Annotated in this window: 16 protein-coding genes; 4 read left to right on the top strand and 12 right to left on the bottom strand. The window is 48.4% G+C overall.

Going from position 1 to position 17,826, the window contains the following annotated elements; translation table 11 throughout:
* Positions 1-127: 127 nt before the first annotated feature.
* The 3 genes from AB3R30_RS21275 to AB3R30_RS21265 form a co-directional block, all read right to left on the bottom strand.
* Complete coding sequence (locus tag AB3R30_RS21275; RefSeq protein ID WP_458651213.1) at positions 128-1,873, bottom strand: M23 family metallopeptidase; 1,746 nt, start codon at positions 1,871-1,873, stop codon at positions 128-130.
* Positions 1,874-2,080: 207 nt separating this feature from the next.
* Positions 2,081-3,715, bottom strand: a complete 1,635-nt coding sequence (locus AB3R30_RS21270) for a cyclic peptide export ABC transporter (RefSeq protein ID WP_458651212.1) — start codon at positions 3,713-3,715, stop codon at positions 2,081-2,083.
* Between the two features lie 33 nt (positions 3,716-3,748).
* Positions 3,749-4,420: an SDR family oxidoreductase gene (locus AB3R30_RS21265; protein WP_458651211.1), complete on the bottom strand. Its 672-nt coding sequence runs from the start codon at positions 4,418-4,420 to the stop codon at positions 3,749-3,751.
* 172 nt (positions 4,421-4,592) lie between these two features.
* On the opposite strand from AB3R30_RS21265, the gene AB3R30_RS21260 reads away from it, so the two are divergent.
* On the top strand, positions 4,593-5,282 hold the full coding sequence (locus AB3R30_RS21260; protein WP_458651210.1) for a hypothetical protein: 690 nt from the start codon (positions 4,593-4,595) through the stop codon (positions 5,280-5,282).
* A 159-nt stretch (positions 5,283-5,441) separates the two neighbouring features.
* Here AB3R30_RS21260 and AB3R30_RS21255 read toward each other — a convergent pair whose 3' ends face one another.
* Both AB3R30_RS21255 and topA read right to left on the bottom strand, forming a co-directional pair.
* Positions 5,442-6,146, bottom strand: coding sequence for a CADD family putative folate metabolism protein (locus AB3R30_RS21255; RefSeq protein ID WP_458651209.1), 705 nt, complete (start codon positions 6,144-6,146; stop codon positions 5,442-5,444).
* A 113-nt stretch (positions 6,147-6,259) separates the two neighbouring features.
* Positions 6,260-9,157 (bottom strand): type I DNA topoisomerase, encoded by a 2,898-nt coding sequence (topA, locus tag AB3R30_RS21250; protein ID WP_458651208.1) that lies wholly within the window; start codon positions 9,155-9,157, stop codon positions 6,260-6,262.
* Positions 9,158-9,611: 454 nt separating this feature from the next.
* Between topA and AB3R30_RS21245 the strand changes: the two genes are divergently transcribed.
* Positions 9,612-11,195 carry an NAD(P)H-quinone oxidoreductase subunit N gene (locus AB3R30_RS21245; protein WP_458651207.1) on the top strand — a complete coding sequence of 528 codons (1,584 nt, stop codon included), beginning with the start codon at positions 9,612-9,614 and terminating at the stop codon, positions 11,193-11,195.
* Between the two features lie 101 nt (positions 11,196-11,296).
* On the top strand, positions 11,297-12,385 hold the full coding sequence (cax, locus tag AB3R30_RS21240; RefSeq protein WP_458651206.1) for a calcium/proton exchanger: 1,089 nt from the start codon (positions 11,297-11,299) through the stop codon (positions 12,383-12,385).
* A 2-nt stretch (positions 12,386-12,387) separates the two neighbouring features.
* Here the strand turns inward: cax and AB3R30_RS21235 are convergent, their stop codons facing one another.
* From AB3R30_RS21235 to AB3R30_RS21210, 6 genes are all read right to left on the bottom strand, one after another.
* A complete protein-coding gene (locus AB3R30_RS21235) occupies positions 12,388-12,828 on the bottom strand; it encodes a DUF2358 domain-containing protein (protein ID WP_458651205.1) in 441 nt (146 codons plus the stop codon).
* 91 nt (positions 12,829-12,919) lie between these two features.
* The gene (locus tag AB3R30_RS21230) at positions 12,920-14,917 is read right to left on the bottom strand and encodes a ribonuclease catalytic domain-containing protein (RefSeq protein ID WP_458651204.1); all 1,998 of its coding nucleotides are present in this window, start codon (positions 14,915-14,917) and stop codon (positions 12,920-12,922) included.
* Between the two features lie 3 nt (positions 14,918-14,920).
* Entirely contained in the window at positions 14,921-15,091 is a 171-nt protein-coding gene (locus AB3R30_RS21225) for a hypothetical protein (protein ID WP_458651203.1), read from the bottom strand.
* 16 nt (positions 15,092-15,107) lie between these two features.
* Positions 15,108-15,323, bottom strand: a complete 216-nt coding sequence (gene rpsR, locus AB3R30_RS21220; protein ID WP_171573157.1) for a 30S ribosomal protein S18 — start codon at positions 15,321-15,323, stop codon at positions 15,108-15,110.
* 94 nt (positions 15,324-15,417) lie between these two features.
* Complete coding sequence (gene rpmG / locus AB3R30_RS21215) at positions 15,418-15,612, bottom strand: 50S ribosomal protein L33 (RefSeq protein WP_458651202.1); 195 nt, start codon at positions 15,610-15,612, stop codon at positions 15,418-15,420.
* A 48-nt stretch (positions 15,613-15,660) separates the two neighbouring features.
* A complete protein-coding gene (locus tag AB3R30_RS21210; protein ID WP_458651201.1) occupies positions 15,661-16,188 on the bottom strand; it encodes an RDD family protein in 528 nt (175 codons plus the stop codon).
* A 194-nt stretch (positions 16,189-16,382) separates the two neighbouring features.
* Between AB3R30_RS21210 and AB3R30_RS21205 the strand changes: the two genes are divergently transcribed.
* On the top strand, positions 16,383-16,673 hold the full coding sequence (locus AB3R30_RS21205; RefSeq protein WP_458651200.1) for a hypothetical protein: 291 nt from the start codon (positions 16,383-16,385) through the stop codon (positions 16,671-16,673).
* A 132-nt stretch (positions 16,674-16,805) separates the two neighbouring features.
* Here the strand turns inward: AB3R30_RS21205 and AB3R30_RS21200 are convergent, their stop codons facing one another.
* Positions 16,806-17,444: a hypothetical protein gene (locus AB3R30_RS21200; RefSeq protein WP_458651199.1), complete on the bottom strand. Its 639-nt coding sequence runs from the start codon at positions 17,442-17,444 to the stop codon at positions 16,806-16,808.
* Positions 17,445-17,826 lie beyond the last annotated feature (382 nt).

Below are 17,826 nucleotides of genomic sequence, written 5' to 3'. Positions count from 1 at the left end.
TCATCAAATCTGGCAAACTTTTAGCATTTAAATCTTTAGCATTTAAGCCTATTCAACTAAACTTTATATAATCTTTACTGAATGATTGCGATCTTCCCGTATTTTTACAGAGGCGATAGTTCAAACTTCATCGATTTTCTATAGAAAGCGGCAGTTTAGGCGGCAAGATTTTAACGCGATTATCCGATAGCTTCAACGGGGTTAGGGCAGAATGGGTTTTGGCTGCACCACCAAGCGCAGTAGCCCGAAGAGATCCAGTTGGCGTTGTGGATAGCTGTTTGGGGCGCGGTTGCCGCAAAGCTTCTAGATCGACGATTCCTGGCATTGTCGTGGCGATCGTTAAATTTGCCAGCGGTTTTGTAGTGGCTATCTGCATGGCTCCTGTCTCAAATGCCGTCGCTGATGGAATTGGGGTAGTTTTCGGCAAGTTTGCTAAAGCAGCGATCGCTTGAAACCTGACAGACTGAGACGGTGCCGACACCGCAGGAAGTTGCAAGAGTGGATCAAACTGAACCGCGAGAAAGTCATTCACGAAGGGAGATAACCAGCCGAATTCTGGGACAGCAACTTGGGGCAGCAAGGTAAACGGCAGCAATAGCCCCATGGCATTGAAAGAAGTCGGCTGAATCACACTAGAGAGCAAATTTTCGTCAAGTTGTACCAACATTGGCGGTGTCGCTGAAATGTCTACTATGCCAGAAGCAGATAGGTTTATCTGATTGCCTAAGCCGATTGCCATCCGTTGGGTATTCTGGCTCTGAGCCGTGGAGATCGCCTGCATAAATACGGCTGCTGGATCAATCGCGTTCCAGCCTTGAGCCGTTTGCTGCAAAAACTCAAAGTGCAAATGAGGACCGGTGGATGAACCCGTGCTGCCCACCTGACCAATTAATTGCCCCTGTCGCACCCACTCTCCCGGTTTCACAAACAACTGCGACATATGGGCGTAAAGCGTTTGCTGCATTGCGTTGTGTTGCACAATGACCGTTAGCCCATAGCCCCCATACATATCAGCCAGATAAATCTGACCACTTTTTGCAGCAACAACTGGGCTGCCATAGGCTGCGCCCAGATCGATGCCGCGATGAAATCGAGCATCCCCTGTAATGGGATGGGTTCGCCAACCAAAAGCGGAGGTAATCTCGGCAGGAATGGTCAGCGGCAGAATTAAATTTAAGCCTGTTTTGCCGAGCAGTTGACCAATTGGCAACTGGAGTGCAAGTTGGCTAGAAGGCATTAGCGCTTGGGTGGAGTAGCCAGAGGGCGGCGGCGTATATCCTGCGGATGTGCCTGATAAAGAAGCGCGATGCGGCGATGGGGCTAAACCAGAAGGTTGACTAGTTTTTATGGTTTTGGCGATCGCGCTTGTAGGTAACTTTCCAGTTTTTGCCATCTGTTTTGCACCCAGTTTTCGCAGCAAAGTTGCCCGAACCTGAGCAGAAAGTGGCGGATTATTAATCGCTTGACGAGCTTTCTCATAGTCACCCGATTCCCCATACTTTGCTGATTCTTGTGCAGCTTCTTGGGTTTGCTGAGCTTGCTGTTGGGCGCGTGCCCGACTCGTGATCTGTAATAGTGCCTGCTCTATTTCCTGCCGTCGCTGGGCTTTTGCTGCCTCAAGAGACACCGTAGAATTCACAGGATCAGACTTGGTGGCTGGTGCAGTTGGCTCAGGAGTCGGCTTGGATGGAGCCTGAGTAGCGGGTGCAGCGGGGGGTTGCACTTGAGACGGAGATCGCGATGGCAGTGATTCTGGGGGAGCCAAATTTGGCAAAGTTGAAGCCTTAGGAGCGAGGAGAGGAGAGGCAACATCACCTGGCTGGGGCTGAACTTGCACAACGGGCGGGGATGGAGCGGGTTGCTCAGGAAACAAAGGAGAGCCTCCTAATGGCTAAAAGCAGAGTACAAAACAAATAGGTCACCCAGTTTAGAATAAACCTTTATTAGTTTCCTGATCCAAAGTAAAGTATCCGGGAAAATTATTGCAAGAGAATATAGGGACTTCATAAAGTAGAGACTTCATAAAGTTTTGCATGACTTTATCAGGATATAAGCAGCACTATTTTTATCAGGCTCCATCTTAAGAACGTGACTTTAAGGGTTTGTCGTATTCAATTTGCCCATAGTCGAGCTTGATGATGCGATCGGCGAGATGAAAATAATGGTCGTCGTGGCTGATGCAGAGGATCGTTTTGCCTTGTTCTCGCAGTTGGGGCAGAATTTCGGTATAGAACACCTCTTTGAACACAGGATCTTGATCGGCAGCCCATTCGTCAAACAGGAAGATGGGGCGCTGCTCCAGGTATGCAGTCAGGAGGGTTAAACGCTTGCGCTGTCCTTGGGAAAGGGCGGTAGTGGAAAGGTTGCCGTTTTTAACACTGACTTTATGATCCAACTTTAAACGCCGCAGATAATCGTGGGCTGCGGTATCTAGGTCGGAGCGATCGAGTCCTAATAGGCGATCGAACAAAAAGAAATCGGCAAACACCACTGCAAAATGTTGGCGATACCATTCACGATTCTGATCGTTAATTTGCTGTCCATCAAAGCGAATTTCGCCTGATTGAGGTACATATAGCCCTAGCAACAGCTTCGCCAGAGTGGATTTGCCGCTACCATTGCCACCCACAATAAACACTAATTCCCCTGGATAGAGGGTTAGATCAATTGGACCTACGCCAAAATTGCTATCTTCTTGCTCAGTTTGATATGCGTGGGTTACGCCTTGCAACTGAAGTTCTTTCCATTCCTGATGGATGCGATCGGGGGTGGAAGTGGCTTCTGCCCAGCCTGCTAGAGAGATGTCGAGTGCTTCAATTTTTTTCAGGGCAATTCCAGCCCGACTAATCACAGGTAGGGAGTTGATCAATCCATCCATGGGCAGCATTAGATAGGTAAAGATCAGCACGTAACCCGCTAAAGTTTGGGGGCTAATGGTCATGAGCTTGGGGAGCGCAAACAGCACAAAGCCGATCGCAAAGAAAAAGATCAGCTTGCCCCAGCTAGAGGTCATCGCAAATAGGGTCAACCCTTTAACACTATTGCGCCGAAAGGCAGCGGCAGATTGCTGCAAATCGTCCTGAAGAAATGCCTGTCGCCTGCGGTAGTGAAGTTTGAGTTCTTTAGTGCCATCGGTGATGGTGCGAAAGTGTTTAAACAAAAAATCTTGTTCGTCTCGCGCTCGTTCTAGCCAGGTTCGTCCACGCTTGAGCAACCACTGACAACTTCCCATGGCAACGATGGTTAATAGGCAGACTAACAGAAACACTTGCCAAGAGAGCCAGATGATATAAGCGAGTCCGCCAGCCACGATCGCCAGATCGATACATAAAAAGGGGATCAGCCGCACCGCATCGGAAACGGATTGGACATCATCAGTTAGGGTTGCCAGCAATCGAGCATTTCCCAATTTTTCCAACTGGGCTAGTTCAGTGGCTAAAATCTGGCGGCAGAGGCTCAGCCGCAGTTGAAACACGGCTTGTTGCGCTAGCCGAATCAGCATGACCTGGGAAATAATGCTGGAGGTTAGGGCAATGAAGGCTAATCCAGCGAAGGCGATCGCCAGAGTATCCAACGAGCCAGTGACTTCTTGGCTCATGGCTTGGCTGATCAGGGCAATCAGCGCTGCACTACTGCCCCCACTCAAGAACCCAGTCACAATTGCGATCGCCACCATCTTCCAAGACGATCTCATCAAAAAAAACATCAAATTCATTGCATTCGAGCCAATCTTTTCATCGAGATGTCCCTAGTCCAACTGAAACTCTTCAAATATTGGCGTTCCGTAAATAGCGTTGCGGTCAACTGCCGATAAAATCTTGTTAGTCGCCCGATCGGACAGAAGGCATTGACAGACTAGAGCCGCCACATCTGCCCGATGAATTACACCCGCCACTAAAGGATTTTCGGTCAAAATACCTTGCCCCGTCGCAGGAGGATCAGATTTCAACCCACCCGGTCGAATAATAGTGTAGGGTAACCCACTGGCAATCAGATGATTTTCGGCTTGCTCTTTTTCCGCCAGCACTGCACTTAAGGTTTCTAAGGCTTGCAGCGGTAATGCTGGAGAACTATTGCCGCTGCCAATGGAGGTGATCAGTAAAAACTTTTTGGCTCCCACTTTTACAGCAGCATCAATCAAATTCCTGTTGCCTTTAAAGTCTGCCCGTTCTCCATCGGTTGGTTTGCCGCCAATGGTGCTAATGACAGCAGAGATCGCATCGCCATCCATCGCCTGTTCTATCTCTGCCACGTTGAGGGCATCGCCAATGCCCCCTTCAATTCCCAACGCTTCTAGCTGATCGCGGGCACTTTCAGACCTGACCATTGCCTTCACTTTAAGTTGCTGCTTTCTTAAGCACTTGGCAATTTCTCGTCCAACGCCGCGACTTGCGCCTGCCAAAAAAATAGTATCTGTCATAAAAGAGGTGCCTCTTAATCAGTCTTAATCTAGTATGGCTGGTTCACTACCCTGTTCTTCGGTTTTAGCAGGCGCTAACAAGGTAAAGACAGCTTTGCTAGTCATCTATAAATTCTGACTGGCAAGACAATCGATCCATGCGGTAAGCTTGCAGTAGCGAATTGGCAGCTTTTTGAAATACTGGCTTGTGAAACGAATTGGGATGAATTCAGTCTGCTTAGGGTTAGGGGCGATCGCGCTTATGATTGGGCAAAGGGCGATCGCGGTGGATGCACCTCAGTTACTGCGATCGCCCTCAACGTCTATGCCATTGCTACCCGATATAACTCCGCTAGATGTCAAATTGCTCAAACCGGGGCAAGTCCCCGCTGGCGTAGTGACGGCTCAAACAATTTCACTCACGCGACTCACGCTTCCAAGCCTTTGGTGGACTCAGGCACAGGTTGCCGCTAATCCCCAGTTTGGCAATAAGCTTTTGGAAAACTGGATTGCGTATCCTGGCTATGTTAACGATCCAGGTCGGGTAGATTTGGTCGTTAATCGCCAGCTATGGAGTTTGTTGGATTATTTGCAGCGCTATGAATTTATTAACCGGTTTAGCGCGATCGCCCGTAGCTATGGGTACAACATTCGAGTGTTTGACAATCAAGCCCGGTTTGCCGGAGCCTACACCTGTGATTTTAGTCAAGTGGATGTGACCAAACTTCAGGCTGTACCTTACTTCTCCAACACCAATCAGCTTTCATCGCCACTCGATTTTTATTCAAGAAATACCATCGCCGATCGCGTTACCTGCGAAATGCTAATTGAATCTGCCCTTAGATCCAGCCAACGGGAGCTTTTTGAACAACTTAAAAAATAGGGGCTAGGCATTGCTGAATCTAGGGATGAAATTTGTAGGGGCAATCCCTTGTGGTTGCCCTTCATCTCCGTCAGGGTAGGCACAAGATCTACCCCTACAGTCAAGAATCATACTTGCAATCAGCAACGCCAATGCTAGCCCCCAAGCCTAGTTTTTGACTTATACGCAGGCAGTCTCTAGCTTCAAATCATTGCAATAAGCGTCATACACTCCATCTAAAAACTGCCATAGAGCATTAGCCGCTTCAGCCGCAACTTTTAGCACTTCCGCTTGTTTTTCGGGAGTATCTGCATAGTCTTCAATCATTTTTAGTTCGGCAGCAGCATGGGCTTCATCCGCCGCTTGGTGAACTGTGAAGAAGCGATAGTCATTCGCGTCGGTCATGCCATAGAACCGTTTTAACCCGTCGATTTTGGTCGTCGCTACGGCTGGAATTTGCGACTCGTATGCATAAAGTGCTGCCAAACCTACATAAAACGGCGAGGTAAGACACAGATGGCGGAAGGTGTCTACCACATTTTTGGTCGTGGGCAATGGTTCAGTATTTGCCAATTCTGCATCAGTTGCACCGAGTGCCAAAGCAAACCTCCGCCATAATTCGGGGTGATTTTGGCTGCCGCGTTCTTCTTCGATTAGATTTTCTAGAATCTCCTGGCGAAGGGCGATCGAGGTGCCGATGTGAGGAGTATTAAAGTGAACAGCGCTGACGTAGGTAGGAAATGCCAGCACGTTTTGAAAATACTGAATCGCGTAATGCTTCAGATGATTACGGGTGAGTTTACCTTCTGTCCAAGCGAGATAGAAGGGATGGGTGAGCAGATGCTTTTGCTCAACTACGGCTTGCAAATGGTCGCGAAGTACCATGAATCCTCCTGGAAATAAGGTCAATTGGGTGTGGCAACACCATCTAACCCAACAATACGCAAAAATGGAGCGGTTGATCCATCTAAACTCACAAAAATCTCGATCAACAGTCCTTAAGCAGTCGCAGTGGTGCGCTTTGCAGGGGTACGTTTTGCGGCTGTTTTGGCTGTGCCTGCTTGTTTGGTAGCGGCTACCTTTGCGAGTCCATCAGGGGATGGTTCTGGAGTGACTTCTTCAACTTCAGGCTTTGTAGCGGTTGATTGAATCGTGGTCGATTTTGTCTTAGATTTTGCTGTGGTGGATTTTGCCTTAGACTTTGCTGCGGTGGATTTTGCTGTGGTAGTCTTCGTTGTTTTCGCTGTAGTTTTGGCTGCGGATTTTCCTTCTGTTGTTTTACTCGATCGCGTCGTTTTTGCCGTGTTTGTCGTTTTTTTAGCGCCTGTTTTTTTGGTGCCTGCTTTGGCATTCAGCGCTTCTACGGCAATATCCATGGTGATCGCTTCCACGGTTTGTCCTTCAGGCAACGACGCATTCACCTTCCCATGTTTGATATAAGGACCGTAGGGACCATCGTAGATATTGACGGGTTCCCCATCAACCGGATGGGCACCCAACTCCCGAATCGGTTTGGCAGCGGCTCGTTTTCCTCGTCCACCTTTCGGCTCTGCAATTAATGCTAGGGCGCGTTCCAGATCAACGGTTAACACGTCATCCCCGGCTTTCAGCGATCGATAATCCTTGCCGTCTTTGCCCTGGTCATAAACAATGTAAGGACCAAAGCGTCCTAATCCGGCTTGAAGTTTGCCACCGGTTTCAGGATGAGTACCCAATAAGCGGGGCAAGGAAAGCAAGCCCACGGCAGATTCGAGCGTCACGGTTTCGGTAGTAACGCCCTTTGGCAGAGAGGCTCGTTTGGGTTTTGGGTTGTCATCGCTCACGTCGCCCAACTGCACATAGGGACCGTAAGCACCAATCAGAGCGTAAATCGGTTCGCCCGTTTCGGGATGCAAGCCGATTTTTTCGGGACCTTCGGTTTTCTGCCGCAGCAGCGTTTCTACCTGCTCTGGGTCGAGGTCGGAGGGTGTCAGATCTTTGGGAATGGATGCTTTAACGGAACCTTCTTCTCGGTCAACCTCAATGAACGCACCATAGCGACCGATGCGGACTTTCGCGTCTAAATTCTCTAGGACTACAGTCCGGGCTTCGGTAGGGTCAATTTGGCTTTCTCGCTCTTTTACCTGGGTTTCCAGCCCGTCTTTGCCGCCATAAAACTCTTTCAGGTAGGGCAACCATTGCACTTCGCCAGTGGAAATGTCATCTAAGGTGCGCTCCATCCGAGCCGTGAAGCTGGGATCGACCAGATCGGGAAAGTGTTTTTCTAATAAAGTAGTGACTGCAAAAGCTGTGAATGTTGGTACTAAAGCATTACCGACCATTTGGGCATAGCCGCGATCGATGATGGTGCCAATAATGCTGGCGTAGGTGCTGGGGCGACCAATGCCTTCACTTTCCAAGGTTTTCACTAAGGAGGCTTCTGTAAACCGGGCAGGCGGTTGGGTTTCGTGGCTGATTGCTTCTAAATCCGTGCAGGCAGGAGAATCGCCCACTTGCAGGTTAGGCAAAATCACTTCTTGTCCTTCGATCGCCGCATCGGGATCATCCGAACCTTCCACATAGGCGCGGAAGAAGCCAGGAAAATCGATCCGCTTGCCGCTAGATCGAAAACCAGCATCCTCGACTTGAATTTGCATGGTGATGTTAGTTTGCCGCGCTTCTGCCATTTGAGACGCAACCGTGCGCTTCCAGATCAGGTCATAGAGGCGAAATTCTCGGTCTTTTAATCCGGTTTGCTGGGGGGTGCGGAAGCTGCTGCCAGCCGGACGAATCGCTTCGTGGGCTTCTTGGGCACCTTTCGATTTGGTGGAATATTGGCGCGGTTCTGGGCTGAGGTATTCGGTGCCATATTTTTCTTGAACGCAATCACGAGCCGCCGCGATCGCCTGCTTCGACAAGCTCACCGAGTCTGTCCGCATATAGGTGATGTAGCCCTGCTCATACAGGCTTTGGGCAGTTCGCATCGTGTCTCGTGCTGACAAGCCGAGCTTACGGTTTGCTTCCTGCTGCAACGTCGAAGTAGTAAACGGCGGCGAGGGTTTGCGAGTCACCGGGCGCTCTTCCAAATTGGTCACCATCCAAGGGCGATCGCGAATCCGATCCAGCAGAGAAGTTGCTTCAGTCTGATTCAGCAATACAACCGTGCGTCCTTGAATAATTTGCCCGGTGGCTTCATCAAAATCGCTGCCCGTCGCAACCTTGACCCCATTCAAGCTAACCAGCCGCGATTCAAACGTTCCTTTTGCCGCTGGAGTTGCGCCATTGGCTTCTAGGATCGCCTTCAAATCCCAATAGGCTCCTTTGCGAAAAGCCCTACGCTGCCGTTCTCGCCGAACCAGCAGCCGCACCGCCACCGATTGAACTCGCCCTGCCGACAGCCCAAAGGCAATTTTTTTCCACAGCAACGGCGACAACGTGTAGCCCACTAACCGATCCAAGATGCGGCGGGTTTCTTGCGCTCTCACTAGCCGTTCATCTACCTCGCGACAATTTTGAATCGCTTCCTGAATTGCTTCTTGGGTGATCTCATGAAACACCATCCGCTTGATCGGCACTTTTGGCTGGAGCAATTGCAACAAATGCCAGCTAATGCTTTCTCCCTCTCGGTCTTCGTCTGTTGCCAAAATCAACTCGTCCACATTTTTAAGTGCGTCTTTGAGTTCCTTGACAATTTTCTTTTTGTCTTGAGGAACGACGTACAGCGGCTCGAAGTTAGACTCCACATTTACACCCAACTGTGCCCATTTTTCCCCTTTGACGCTAGCGGGAATTTCGCTTGCAGATTGGGGCAAATCGCGCACGTGCCCCATGGATGCCTCTACCCGATAGCCAGCAGGCAGGTAGTTGCGGATGGTGCGAGCTTTAGTTGGAGATTCAACAATAACCAGGGTTGACATGGGCTTTTTAATCAATAGATCAGGAGAGTCATACACTCCAACGAATGAGGCAAGGGCTTATAACCATACAGGTTAGCGCTTCTTTCCTTTCACTTACTAGCTAATAATCAGTGACCGCTCTGAGTATTTGCTATTTTCCAAGATGTTTAACGGGTATTTTGGGTCGGTCGCATTCCCTGATAGTAATGCTTTAAGGGCAGTTGTCAAAAGCGCGATCGCGAATCATCAAGTTTTTCAACTATTTTGTAATGAAAGGAACTATCTATAGAGCGCGGTGAATGGAAGTGACAAGTAAACCGAAACCTGATAAACAGTCCACTAGGAACCTGACAGGGTAAAATCCACTGTAAGCCACAAATGACGGATGCAGTCTGAACTTTATTAGGCTGTTAAAGTAAGTCATATTTGTTTTGTAAAGTATTCGTTTGTAAATTCTTAGCTCGGACACCGCCCCATGGATTTTGCCAGTCTCGCTGCTCAACTGAATACCGGAGTGATTCTCCCTGAGCTAATTGTCATCATCACATTGCTAGTGGTAATCGTTGGCGATTTGATTGTGGGACGAACCGCTTCCGCTCAATGGACTCCTTATGTTGCGATCGCTGGATTGCTGTCTGCGGTTGGCGCTCTTTACTTTCAGTGGGATATTACCAACCCCATTTCGTTCTTGGGCAGCTTTAATGGCGATGCCCTGAGCGTAGTTTTTCGCGGAATTATTGCCCTATCCGCCGCCGTTACCATTTTGATGTCAGTTCGCTATGTGGCGCAATCAGGAACGGCTCTAGCAGAATTCATCACCATTTTGCTAACCGCAACCGTGGGCGGGATGTTTCTTTCTGGGTCAAGCGAATTGGTGATGATTTTCGTTTCACTCGAAACCTTGAGTATCTCGTCTTACCTGCTCACAGGCTATACAAAGCGCGATCCACGCTCCAATGAAGCGGCGCTGAAATATTTGTTGATTGGCGCATCTAGCACCGCAATTTTTCTGTATGGCAGTTCTTTACTCTATGGATTGTCGGGTGGAGAAACTAATCTGGGCGCGATCGCCACGCAAATTGAAGCCGCAGGCTTGGGCGAATCGATCGGCATGGTGATTGCCCTCGTGTTTGTAATTGCCGGGATTGCCTTCAAAATTGCCGCCGTGCCATTTCACCAATGGACTCCCGATGTCTATGAAGGCTCTCCCACTCCAGTAGTCGCGTTCCTCTCGGTTGGCTCAAAAACTGCCGGATTCGCCCTAGCAATTCGCCTCCTAGTGACTGCCTTTCCGCTGTTGACTGACCAATGGCAGTTTGTGCTAACTGCTTTGGCAGTATTGAGCATGATTTTGGGGAACGTAGTCGCCCTCGCGCAAACCAGCATGAAGCGACTGCTTGCCTATTCTTCCATCGGTCAGGCGGGATTCGTCATGATTGGGCTAGTGGTGGGCACGGAAGATGGCTATGCCAGCATGGTGTTTTACCTGATGGCGTATTTGTTTATGAACCTAGGCGCATTCATTGGCGTAATTTTGTTCTCTTTGCGAACGGGCACCGACCAGATCAGCGAATACGGCGGGTTATACCAAAAAGATCCGTTGCTAACGCTTTCCCTGAGTATTTGTCTCTTGTCTTTAGGCGGCATTCCACCGTTAGTGGGCTTTTTTGGAAAAATTTATCTATTCTGGGCTGGCTGGCAATCAGGTGCTTATGGTCTGGTCATTCTCGGCTTAGTCACCAGCGTCGTTTCGATTTACTACTACATTCGTGTAGTCAAGGCGATGGTGGTGAAAGAGCCGCAGGAAATGTCTGAATCAGTGAAAAACTACCCTGAAATTCGCTGGAATATTCCAGGGATGCGCCCATTACAGGTTGGATTAGTGTTGACGTTGGTAGCTACTTCTCTTGCCGGAGTTTTGGCAAATCCATTGTTTACCTTGGCGACTCAATCTGTGACAAAAACGCCGATGCTGCAATCCGTGCTAGCGGGCGTGAAGAAACCCGCGTTTGAAAGAGCCGCCGCATTGGCTCCAGTTCAGCCTGATGTGAAACTGTAGTTTTGGATCGGGTTTTTGATGTAGCGATCGCTCTCTTAAGGCGCGATCGCTTTGTTTTTTTATAGAGTCTAATCTAGTTCCTAAACCCTGATCCTGCGCTTATGTCTGTAAAAAATCTGATTTCTCTCGGCTTACTCATCTTTATCCCGATCGCGATCGCGGCTGAAAAGTTGGAATGGGATGCTCTGCTGGTGTTTGGTTTGTCGGCTGTGGCGATCGTGCCTTTGGCAATTTGGCTCAGCACTGCGACCGAAGAGTTGGCGGTGACGCTAGGTCCAACTATCGGTGGTTTGCTAAACGCTGTGTTTGGCAATGCTACGGAATTAATCATTGCTCTAGTTGCCCTCAGAGCAGGCTTGGTAGATATCGTCAAAGCCAGTATTACCGGAACGATTGTCAGCAACTTGCTGCTGGTGATGGGGTTGTCTATGTTTCTAGGCGGACTGCGCTATAAAGAGCAGGAGTTTAAGCCCGTGGTTGCGCGAATGAATGGCTCCACGATGACGTTGGCAGTGATTGCAATTACTTTGCCCGCAATGGTAATTTCCACCTCAAACGTAGTGGAGCCGAGTTCTATTACCGGACTCTCTCTGTTTGTAGCGGCTGTAATGATTGCGGTTTACGCCTTTACCCTACTGTTTTCTTTAAAAACCCACAGCTACCTCTATGAAGTGGGCGTGGTGGAGTTGGAAGGAGAAGGTTCAGGAGACGAACACGGGCACGAAAAACCTAATTTGTGGCTGTGGATGGGCGTTTTGCTGGTTGCTACGATTGGAGTTGCGTTTATTTCAGAAATTTTTGTGGGTGCCGTAGAAGAAGCAACAGCCGGATTGGGGCTGACTCCTCTGTTTACGGGGGTGATTTTGCTGCCATTGGTGGGCGGTGCTGCCGAATATGTGACTGCCGTACGCTGTGCCTTGAAAAATAATATGGATTTGTCGGTTTCTGTGGCGATGGGGTCGAGTTTGCTGGTGGCGCTGCTGGTGGCACCGTTGCTGGTGATTGTGGGGCAGGTGATTGGACAGCCCATGGATCTGAATTTCAACCTGTTTGAGGTGGTGGCGATCGCGATCGCGGTGATTACTGCCAACTTGATCAGTTTGGATGGGCGATCGAACTGGCTGGAAGGAATGTTGCTGTTGGCAACCTACGCCATCTTGGGTGCAGCGTTTTATTATCATCCTGTATAAAATCAGCCCTTCTGCCAAAACTGAGCCAAAATCTCTTGGGGCGATCGATCCCAGGTGTCAATATGGTGATCAATTAACGCGCCCGCATTCAAGGTGTAGATAGAGTAGCCGTTGAATAGGAGCTTGGGTTTCCAGGGCAGGCGCAAGGTTCCCCGAACCGTCCATTCTGCCCGAATTGTGTTTTCACTAGCCGGGAAAACGTGATGAACATCAAAATATAATTCTGTGAAAAACAGCCGTCCGTGAAAGCGGAGTGTCCAGAAAATAATGCGGTAATTGAACTTGCCTTGAAACGTATTGACTGGATCGCGAAAGAAAATATCCTGACTGTAAATGTCATAGGAAATATCTTGAGCAAACAGCGTTGGCAAATCCTGCTTTAGCACCGCGATCGCCTGCTCAAGTTTAGCGGCATACTCCAATTCGCTGACTTGCTGACTCATACCAGTTTAAAATTGAAACGCGATAAATGATTTTTTGAAAACGGCAGTGCTTTTTTGGCTTAGAACTCAAAACTCAAAATTCAAAACCGTATCACATCACCACTTCCTCAAAGTTGATCGTGTCGTGATGAGGATCAGCATGGCTAACGCGCAGTTGCAGATGATCGCCGGGTTCAATCGATCGCGTAAACCGCATCGCCATTTCCAATCCCAAATCTTCCAGCAATACTAATCCCAAGTTTTCGTGTTCCCGCAGCCAGCGCAGCATCAAAGCTTGCCACACTTCGTCGGGCGATCGCCGCAAAAATTCTAAGCCCCAATAGCGATTCGTTTGCCGCTCGACCGTAACCGCTTCATACAACGTGCTGCTTAGAGTCATAGTTATGTCTTGCACCTGTTCTGCGGAAAAGGGCAGCGGCTCCCCGCGCAAGTGAGCTTTTAGCTGAAAGTGGGTCAGCAGATCCGTGTAGCGCCGAATGGGCGAAGTCACCTGGGTATAGGTTTCCAGCCCTAAACTGGCATGACGCGCCGGGGTAATGCTCATTTCACTCCGGGGCATACAGCGGCGAATCGCACAAAATCGTACAGGTCCAGCAGGTAGCTGCATTAACTCCTGCTCAGGGGGCAGTTCGGGCTGGGGTTGATGCCGAAAGGGAATCGGCAGGCTATGGGTTTGACTATAACGGGCGGCAGTTTCTCCTGCCAGGATCATCATTTCGGCGACTAATTGGCGGGCGATCGAGTCTTGCAGAACGTTGATGCTGATTTCACCTTCTCTCACTTTGATCGAAGATTCTGGCATATGAATGCTGATTGCGCCTTGAGACTGCCGCCAGGTTTGTCGCTGTTTTGCCCAAGTGGCGATCGCCTCTAGCTCCGATTCCTCCTGTACGCCGCCCAACTCCAGCATTTCATCCACATCTTCATAGGTGAGACGATAGGTTGTTTTAATCTGGCTAGGATGAATGCTGTAATTTTGAATTGCCCCATGCTCATCTAAAACTACGCCAAAGCTGAGGGCGTTACACACCTGCCCTTGCACCAAACTCATCGGTCCCGTTGCCAACTCTGATGGAAACATGGGAATCATGCCCGTGGGTAGATAGACCGTGGTGCTGCGGCGACGGGCTTCTAGATCCAGTTCATCGCCGGGCGTAAGCCAGCGGGTCGGATCGGCAATATGAATCCAAATGCGCTGGTGTCCTTCGGGCAAATATTCCAAACTCAAGCCGTCGTCAATTTCCTGGGTGCTTTCGTCATCAATGGTATAGACCTTGAGGTGAGTCAGATCGAGGCGATCGCAATGGGCATCATCTAGAGGAGAATTTAAGCGATCGTGCGCCACTTCCAAAACCTTTTGCGGAAAATGAATGGGAACTTGACTCCGGCGCAGAAACAGATTTTCGTGGGAATTCCACAGTTCCAAATCCACTAAGAGTTGAAAGGCTGCCTGTGGATTTTCGGATCGATTTAAGTGTATCAAGGTTTCTAGAGCAGACGTGCGCTGGGTGGCTTCATCGCCTAAAGTGGCATAGCGTTCCAATGCTTCCAACCGCAGGCGATCGCTGCTTTGCCACTCTACTGATTGATGGTCAAGCGCTTGCTGCAATCGGGTAAAATAACCCTGCAATTCTTGCTGGCGCTGTGACTCCATTTCAATCTGGTGCTTTAATTCTGCCACCTGTGGTTTAGGTCGCGGTTCGTAGCGATCGCCTTTCGATTTGAAATACAGCTTATCTTCCGACAATAGCCAATGGGCAGCATAGCAAAGCATTGGACTCTGCTCGGAAAACAGCAGCAGCGACATTTCTGCCGGATTAATCGTTTCCCGATCCTCAACTAGCAGTTCCCAAGCAACTTCTAAATTAGACAAATCTAAGTAAGGCTCAACCTGCTTTAGAAAAGCTGGAATGCTGGATGGCTTATAGGTTTCTCCACTCACTTCATACTCAATTTGGCGAGGATGGAGCGTATGAGACTGGGCACGTTCATCGATCGCAATCCAGTGTTTTTTCCCTTCCGGACGCTCGATCACAGCAAGACGGCGATCGCTGTTAACCCGAAATTCTATAAGGGTTCCCTTCTCCATCAGTTAAAAAGCAAGTTGCAGAAAGTAATAATGCTCAGCCGTATCATGAGTCAAACGGAGAAAATAATAGCCAGAAAAAATGACTGTCAGGATTTGAGCCTTCAAAAGACAAAAACCCACACAGTCTACCGTAAACGAAATATACAGCGATCGCGCTCCTTTAGAAAGCAGCAATTCACCTTAAGCAACTTTAACCTTCGGCATTAATGAAGGGAAGCAGCGCTACAATCCGCGCTCGTTTAATGGCTTCAGTCAGATTACGCTGTTGTTTAGCGGTTAATCCCGTAATCCGACGAGGTAAAATCTTTCCCCGTTCGGTGATGAACTTCCGCAAAAGATCGACATCTTTATAATCAATTGGGTCTTCAGGCTTGATTGGAGAAACGCGGCGGCGAAGGTAGGTCATGGGTGCAAATAGTTAATTAGAAAGGATCAGGGTCAATTGGGGCAGAAATATAAGGGTATTAAATGAGCGATCGCCCATTCAATAGCCAATTCTGCTACTTAATTTCTTTGTGTACCGTATGCCGATTGCAGTTCGGGCAAAATTTCTTGAGTTCTAACCGAGCGGTGGTGTTGCGGCGGTTTTTCTTGGTGGTGTAGCGAGATACGCCCGGAGAACGCTTATCCGGATTAGTGCGACACTCGGTACATTCCAGCGTAATAATAATTCGTACGTCCTTACCTTTAGCCATAATCCTAACAACTCAGCGATTGAAACAAAATTTTGACACGAGCATCTATTATTTCACACGACGCTTAGCTTCGGCAAATATCTGTTTAATTTTAATATCCAAAGAATAGCCACGACCGCTTTGAACAATAATCGTATGGGCAACGCGATCGTGAAACGCCTGTCGATTATTCGTATCCGTAAACGCAAAACTACAATCGACCAATAAAGGAATTGGAGCGACCAACAAAAAACCATTCGTTGGGCTAAGAGTAGCAAGTCCAATCACGATCAGTAAACTGCCAAACCCCGTGAGTGCTTCCCGCTTGCTTAAGTCCACTAAACCTGGAATCACCCGAAATCGGGGATTCACCACCTTCATGTCCATTGCCCATCGCCCCAAGCTCTGTCCTCGGTTTTGCACGACTAAAAACACCCGCAACACTGCCCACAAAAGAATGAACACTGGAATATAAAGGCTGCTTCCCAACAGAAAACTGGGCAGTGCCGCCGCACCAAAGTCGATCGCAAACGCTCCTACACGCCGTTCCATGGGCACTCTTACATACCGCCCCGTTGGATTTAACTCTCCGCTCATGGGATTTATATAAAGATTACTTTTCTATGCTACTTATGAAGCGATGATAATTTTTGCCAATGACGATGCAGCACTTTAGTCATGATACCGCTGCACCTAGCTAGGAAACGAGGACATTTTTAAACCTTGAGCATTAAAAAAGTCCTGAGCATAGCGTTTATGATTCATTGAAAGCCATTTGAGGAGGTAAAGTAATGACCCAGAATCATGAAAACGGCAGCCGACTCGATCGCATTGAGTCCATCATACTTGAACTCGCAACAGCTAGTGTGCGACATGACAACGAGTTCAGCCGTATTAATAAAACCCTGGAGAGAATCAATGAGCAACAGGCAGCCAATGCTCGACAGATCGAGGCAAACACCCGACAGATTGAGGCAAACACCCGGCAAGGAGAACTCAATCAAGAGAGCATTCATACCCTGACTGCCAGCATCCAAGACCTTCGTAACTTGGTGGCAGACTACATTCAAGGACGTTCATAAAACCTTTCGATATAAACAACGTAAAAGCGTTATGGAGCTTTGAGAAGGGTTGCCCTTCCGCTTTGTCCATAACGCTTGGTCTCTGGAGCGTTTTTTAGATACTGATCATTTAAGAATCACAACAACAGCCGATTATTTGTTGTAATAACCCGAATCCACGCGATCGCGGAAAATTTTCTCGCGTATTACTTCCACTTCAGGATTGAGGATTGGTTTGACGGTTTCAATTCCAGAACCCAAATTTGCGGTTTCCATTACCTTGCCTGCATTTTTGCCGTCGCCTACCAACACCGTAGAAGTGCGATCGTTCGGCACAATCACGCCACAATTACTCCAAACTCGGTTGCCACTCTTGCTATGAGGTTTACAAGCCGCCAATACATTATTCTTCTTGGTCATGTAGATCGGACCAAAAACCTTAATTTCGCCCCCCGGATTATAGGCAATAGGTGTATCGCCGCCCATGCTTAACCTGCCACACAGAACTTCAGCCTTGCTCCAATCTTCTTTGCCCAAAGAATTCAAAAATCCCCGCACTCGGACTGGCATTTCCTTATCTTTACTCTTGCAGTCGCCAGCAAAAGCAAATGCTTGCCCTGCTTTTTCACTTGTAAAGGAATACCTTTTGCCGTTGTAAAGAAAACTGTCATTGGCAACAGCGCTACTCCAATGGAATTGGTCGGCAGGCATCGGCTTCGCAGTTACGGCACTGGCAGTAACGGTCGCTAGCATGGCTCCAATAGTCAAAACAGACAACGTTTTCAGATTCATAACGGTGTATCCTTTTCCTAGTAAACAGATTGAATGAACTGAATTGATCATCATTTGCCTCATCAACCCAAAACTGTGAATTACCTACTTGACAATTTCAGTGTTTTTGAGAAGCAAAACCTAAAACAAAGCTAGTCCTTCTGTTTCAAAGAAAGGGGTAGAGAAAATACCTAAACTTTGTTAGTCAAGTTGCAATTATTCCGTGTTTAACGAAATAAATTCTGGATAACTGCTGATGACATTTACAAAACTGTCTTCCAGCAAGTATTTGAGGCAATTAAATTTCCTCGAGTTTTCCCAGTAATTTTGTCAAGATTTATAAAGCCATGGGATAAAATCCCATCTAAAATATCTACAAAAAATCTATTTATCGGATCAATTA

Source organism: Sivoneniella epilithica UHCC 1019 (genome assembly GCF_040830845.1).
Lineage (GTDB): Bacteria > Cyanobacteriota > Cyanobacteriia > Leptolyngbyales > Leptolyngbyaceae > ULC077BIN1.
This window is presented reverse-complemented; position numbering and strand designations above follow the sequence as displayed.